The 4,870-nt window shown below is 73.3% G+C and carries 5 protein-coding genes; 1 reads left to right on the forward strand and 4 read right to left on the reverse strand.

Going from position 1 to position 4,870, the window contains the following annotated elements:
• Positions 1-33: 33 nt before the first annotated feature.
• Positions 34-1,167, reverse strand: a complete 1,134-nt coding sequence (gene mnmA / locus ACWGIU_RS29890; protein WP_453710984.1) for a tRNA 2-thiouridine(34) synthase MnmA — start codon at positions 1,165-1,167, stop codon at positions 34-36.
• A 61-nt stretch (positions 1,168-1,228) separates the two neighbouring features.
• On the opposite strand from mnmA, the gene ACWGIU_RS29895 reads away from it, so the two are divergent.
• Positions 1,229-1,903 carry an N-acetylmuramoyl-L-alanine amidase gene (locus ACWGIU_RS29895; RefSeq protein ID WP_453710985.1) on the forward strand — a complete coding sequence of 225 codons (675 nt, stop codon included), beginning with the start codon at positions 1,229-1,231 and terminating at the stop codon, positions 1,901-1,903.
• Here the strand turns inward: ACWGIU_RS29895 and ACWGIU_RS29900 are convergent.
• The 3 genes from ACWGIU_RS29900 to ACWGIU_RS29910 form a co-directional block, all read right to left on the reverse strand.
• Positions 1,896-3,059, reverse strand: coding sequence for a cysteine desulfurase family protein (locus ACWGIU_RS29900; protein ID WP_453710987.1), 1,164 nt, complete (start codon positions 3,057-3,059; stop codon positions 1,896-1,898). The genes ACWGIU_RS29895 and ACWGIU_RS29900 overlap by 8 nt on opposite strands.
• Before the next feature lie 103 nt (positions 3,060-3,162).
• The gene (locus ACWGIU_RS29905) at positions 3,163-4,020 is read right to left on the reverse strand and encodes a thioesterase family protein (RefSeq protein WP_453710989.1); all 858 of its coding nucleotides are present in this window, start codon (positions 4,018-4,020) and stop codon (positions 3,163-3,165) included.
• Between the two features lie 47 nt (positions 4,021-4,067).
• Positions 4,068-4,724, reverse strand: a complete 657-nt coding sequence (locus ACWGIU_RS29910; RefSeq protein ID WP_453710991.1) for a trimeric intracellular cation channel family protein — start codon at positions 4,722-4,724, stop codon at positions 4,068-4,070.
• Positions 4,725-4,870: the final 146 nt, after the last annotated feature.

Raw genomic sequence — 4,870 nt, forward strand, 5'->3', positions numbered from 1 at the left:
ACGGACCGCGGCGTCATGCCGTGAGGGCGCCGGTCAGACGGTGGCGGCGGCCCGCGCCGTGGTGGCGATGGTGGCCGAGCCGACCACGCGGGTGCCGTCGTAGAGCACGATCGCCTGGCCGGGGGCCACGCCGCGGACGGGCTCGGTGAAGGAGACGCGCAGCTCGCCGTCCACGACCTCGGCGAAGACCTCGGTCTCGCCGCCGTGGGCGCGCAGCTGGGCGGTGTAGGTGCCCGGGGCGGCGGCCACGGCTCCGCACCAGCGGGGGCGGATGGCGGTGAGGGCGGTGACGTCGAGGGCCTCGACCGGGCCGACGGTGACGGTGTTGTTCACCGGGGAGATGTCGAGGACGTAGCGCGGCTTGCCGTCGGGGGCGGGGTGCCCGATGCGCAGGCCCTTGCGCTGGCCGATGGTGAAGCCGAAGGCGCCGTCGTGGGTGCCGACCTTCTCGCCGGTCGCCTCGTCGACGATGTCGCCCTCGGTCCTGCCGAGGCGGTTCGCGAGGAAGCCCTGGGTGTCGCCGTCGGCGATGAAGCAGATGTCGTGGCTGTCGGGCTTCTTCGCGACGGCCAGCCCCCGCTCCTCGGCCTCGGCGCGGATCTCTTCCTTGGTGGTGAGGGTGTCGCCGAGCGGGAAGAGGGCGTGGGCGAGCTGCTTCTCGTCGAGGACGCCGAGGACGTACGACTGGTCCTTGGCCATGTCGGAGGCGCGGTGCAGCTCGCGGGAGCCGTCCTCGTTCAGCACGACGGTCGCGTAGTGGCCGGTGCAGACGGCGTCGAAGCCGAGCGCGAGGGCCTTGTCGAGCAGCGCCGCGAACTTGATCTTCTCGTTGCAGCGCAGGCACGGGTTCGGGGTGCGCCCGGCCTCGTACTCGGAGATGAAGTCCTCGACCACGTCCTCGCGGAAGCGCTCGGCGAGGTCCCAGACGTAGAACGGGATGCCGATGACGTCGGCGGCCCGGCGGGCGTCGCGGGAGTCCTCGATGGTGCAGCAGCCGCGGGCGCCGGTCCGGAAGGACTGCGGGTTGGCGGAGAGCGCGAGGTGGACGCCGGTCACGTCGTGCCCGGCTTCGACCGCGCGGGCGGCGGCGACGGCGGAGTCCACGCCCCCGGACATGGCGGCCAGGACGCGAAGGGGACGGGCGGTGCGCGGCAGGTTCTCAGTCATAGCACCGTCCAGAGTACGGGGGAACCGAGCGGGGTCACAGCGCGTTGTCGGGGTACGGGGGGTGGATCACATCGTCGAGCAGGGGAACAAGGGGAAGAAGTCGCCGGGACGGACCCGCAGGGCCGTGCTCTTCGGCGGGCTCGGGGTCTTCGCGGTGGCGGCGGTGGCCGGCCGGGAGGAGATCGGCCGTGCCTGGTGGTTGATACCGGGTGTGGACAAGCCGCGCAAGGAGGGCGAGCTCGACCACGCGGGGGCGAGCTGGACGTCGGCCTCGCCGGCGAACTGGCGCAAGGCGGACCGCCCGGCCGACTACCGGGTGGACCGGATAGTCGTCCATGTCACACAGGGCGGCTTCGAGTCCTCGGTGGACGCTTTCAGGAACCCGTGGCACAAGGCCTCGGCGCACTACATAGTGCGCGGGGACGGGCACGTGGAGCAGATGGTGCGCGAGCTGGACGTGGCCTTCCACTCGGGGAGCCGCTCGATGAACGAGCGCAGTGTCGGCATCGAGCACGTGGGCTTCGTGGACCGCCCGCAGGACTTCACGGACGCGATGTACGCGGCTTCGGCCCGGCTGGCGGCCGACGTCTGCCGCCGGTACGGCATACCGGCGGATCGTGCGCACATAGTCGGCCACTCCGAGGTCCCGGGCGCCGACCACACCGATCCCGGCCGGCACTGGGACTGGAGCCGCTACATCGGCCTGGTCCGGGCGGCTCTGGACGCTGCTAGCTGAGGCCCGCCGTGCGGGCGCGCTCGACCGCCGGCCCGATGGCCGCGGCCAGGGCCGCCACGTCCTCCTTGGTGGAGGTGTGGCCGAGGGAGAAGCGCAGGGTGCCGCGGGCCAGCTGGGGGTCGCTGCCGGCGGCCAGCAGGACGTGGCTGGGCTGGGCCACGCCGGCCGTGCAGGCGGAGCCGGTGGAGCATTCGATGCCCTGGGCGTCGAGCAGGAGCAGCAGCGAGTCGCCCTCGCAGCCGGGGAAGCTGAAGTGGGCGTTGGCGGGAAGGCGCTCGTCGGGGTCGCCTCCGAGGACGGCGTCGGGCACGGCCGCGCGGACGGCGCCGACCAGTTCGTCGCGCAGGGCGCCGATCTCGGTGGCGAACCGCTCGCGCCGTTCGACGGCGAGGACGGCGGCCACGGCGAAGGCGGCGACGGCCGGCACGTCGAGGGTGCCGGAGCGGACGTGCCGCTCCTGGCCGCCGCCGTGCAGGACGGGTACGGGGTTCTGGTCGCGGCCGAGCAGCAGTGCGCCGATGCCGTAGGGGCCGCCGATCTTGTGGCCGCTGACGGTCATGGCGGCGAGGCCGCTGTCGCCGAAGTGCACGTCGAGCTGCCCGAGGGCCTGGACGGCGTCGGAGTGCAGCGGGATCCCGGACTCGCGGGCGACGGCGGCGAGTTCGCGGACCGGCATGACGGTCCCGATCTCGTTGTTGGCCCACATGACGGTGGCCAGGGCCACGTCGTCGGGATTGCGCTCGACGGCCTCGCGGAAGGCGTCGGCGTGGACCCGCCCGTAGCGGTCCACGGGGAGGTACTCGACCTGCGCGCCCTCGTGCTCGGCGAGCCAGTGGACGGCGTCGAGCACGGCGTGGTGCTCGACGGGGCTGGCGATGACCCGGGTCCGGGCGGGGTCCGCGTCACGCCGGGCCCAGTAGAGGCCCTTGACGGCGAGGTTGTCGGCCTCCGTGCCGCCGGCGGTGAAGACCACCTCACTGGGGCGGGCGCCGACCGCCTCGGCGAAGGCCTCGCGGGCCTCCTCGACGGTACGGCGGGCCCGGCGGCCGGCGGCGTGCAGGGAGGAGGCGTTCCCCGTGGCGGCGAACTGCGCGGTCATCGCCGCGGCGGCCTCCGGCAGCATCGGGGTGGTGGCGGCGTGATCGAGGTAGGCCATGATCCCTCGATTCTACGAGCCCGCCGGTGGCCGCTTGCGCCGCGGGACCGCGGTGGCCGGCACGGCACCCCTGGGGCGTGCCGTGCCGGTCGGATCCGGAGCGTCAGGCCGGGCGCAGGGCGCGGGCCAGTTGGCGGGACTGCGCGACCAGGTGGTCCGACGAGTCCCACACCTCGGCGTCCTCCTCCAGGAAGCCGCCGGCCAGGTTGCGGGTGGTGATGGAGACCCGGAGCGGGCCGGGGGCCGGGCGGCGGCGGACGTGGGTGGTGAGTTCCACCGTCGGGGTCCAGGCCACCAGGCCGAGGTCGAAGGCGGTCGGCGGCAGCGCGTCGACCGCCAGGAGCATGGACAGCGGGTCGGCGTCGCGGCCGTCGGCCAGCTCGAACCAGGCCCGCATCTCACCCTTGCCGGAGGGCGCGCCGACGGCCCAACCTGCGGTCGCCGGATCCAGCCGGAGCCGGAGCCGGTCCACGATGGCGGAACTGCCGGGGATCGGGGCCGGGCCGGCCTCGGGGCCGATGCAGTCCTCGTAGGCGGGGATGGCCGGGGGCGCGGCGACGGTGCGTACGTCGTCGGGCAGGGCCGCGAGGTCGCCGTAGGAGGCGAGGACCCGGATGCGCTCGATCTCGGCGCCGCTCTCGTCGTACTGGAACAGCGAGGCCTGGCCGGTGGAGAGGGTGCGGCCGATGCGGACGACCTCGGTGCGGATCACGGCGGGGCCGGGCACGGAGGAGGTCAGGTAGTGCGCGGAGACGGTGAACGGGTCCGGGTGCGGGAGGGCCGCGGAGAGGGCCCGGCCGACCAGGGCCAGCAGGTAGCCGCCGTTCACGGCGGCGATGATCGTCCAGCCGGCGGAGAGTTCCGCGTCGTACACCCCGGGCTCGCCCGCGCGTGCGGTGATGGCGGTGTCGCGGTCGAACTCACTGTCGCCGATGGATGCCTTGGCAGCTGCGTGTGACATGTAAACGACGGTACACGGGCTTACTACTAAGCGGTAGCTTTCTTTTGTTACGGCTCTTCGGCCACCGAGGACCGCCTGTTCCAGGCCAGCGGCGCCCGCCAGTGGTAGCGCATCGCGAGGATGCGCAGGACGAAGGTGGTGACGATCGCGAGGCCGGTGGTGATGCCGTTGAGGGCGTGCATGCTGATGAAGACCGCCACCATCGAGGCGCCGACCAGCGCCGGAACGGCGTACATCTCGCGGTCGCGCAGCAGGGAGGGCACCTCGTTGACGAGCACGTCGCGCAGGACGCCGCCGCCGACGGCGGTGGTGACGCCGAGCGCCGCGGAGGCGGTGAGGCCGAGGCCGTACTCGTAGGCCTTGGTCGTACCCGTCACGCAGAACAGCCCGAGGCCGGCCGCGTCGAAGACGTTGATGGCGTGGTTGATCCGCTGGACCTCGGGGTGCAGGAAGTAGACGATCGCGGCGGCGACCAGCGGGGTCACGAAGAAGCTGAGTTCACCGAAGGCGGCGGGCGGCACGGCACCGATGACGAGGTCCCGGAAGAGACCGCCGCCCAGGGCCGTGACGAGCGCGAGGACGGCGATGCCGAAGACGTCGAAGTTCTTGCGGACGGCGAGCAGGGCGCCTGCGGTGGCGAAGACGAAGATGCCGGCGAGGTCCAGGGCATGCTGGATCCCGGGCGGGAAGAGATCGTGGAGCACCGGGCCATTGTCACCTGCGGCGGGCTCGGCAGAATGCGGGGCTCCACCGGGGACGGGTGTGCCGTGCGGCGCCGTTGCGGGGGCGCTGCCCCCGCCCCCCGCACCCCGCGCCTCGAACGCCGGCGCGGCTGAGATGGGGCCGGAGT

Source organism: Streptomyces sp. NPDC054840, assembly GCF_053611065.1.

Bases quoted from the DNA above. Each gene is read 5' to 3' on its own strand.
- mnmA (WP_453710984.1), bottom strand. From the start codon at position 1,167: ATGACTGAGAACCTGCCGCGCACCGCCCGTCCCCTTCGCGTCCTGGCC.
- ACWGIU_RS29900 (WP_453710987.1), bottom strand. From the start codon at position 3,059: ATGGCCTACCTCGATCACGCCGCCACCACCCCGATGCTGCCGGAGGCC.
- ACWGIU_RS29905 (WP_453710989.1), bottom strand. From the start codon at position 4,020: ATGTCACACGCAGCTGCCAAGGCATCCATCGGCGACAGTGAGTTCGAC.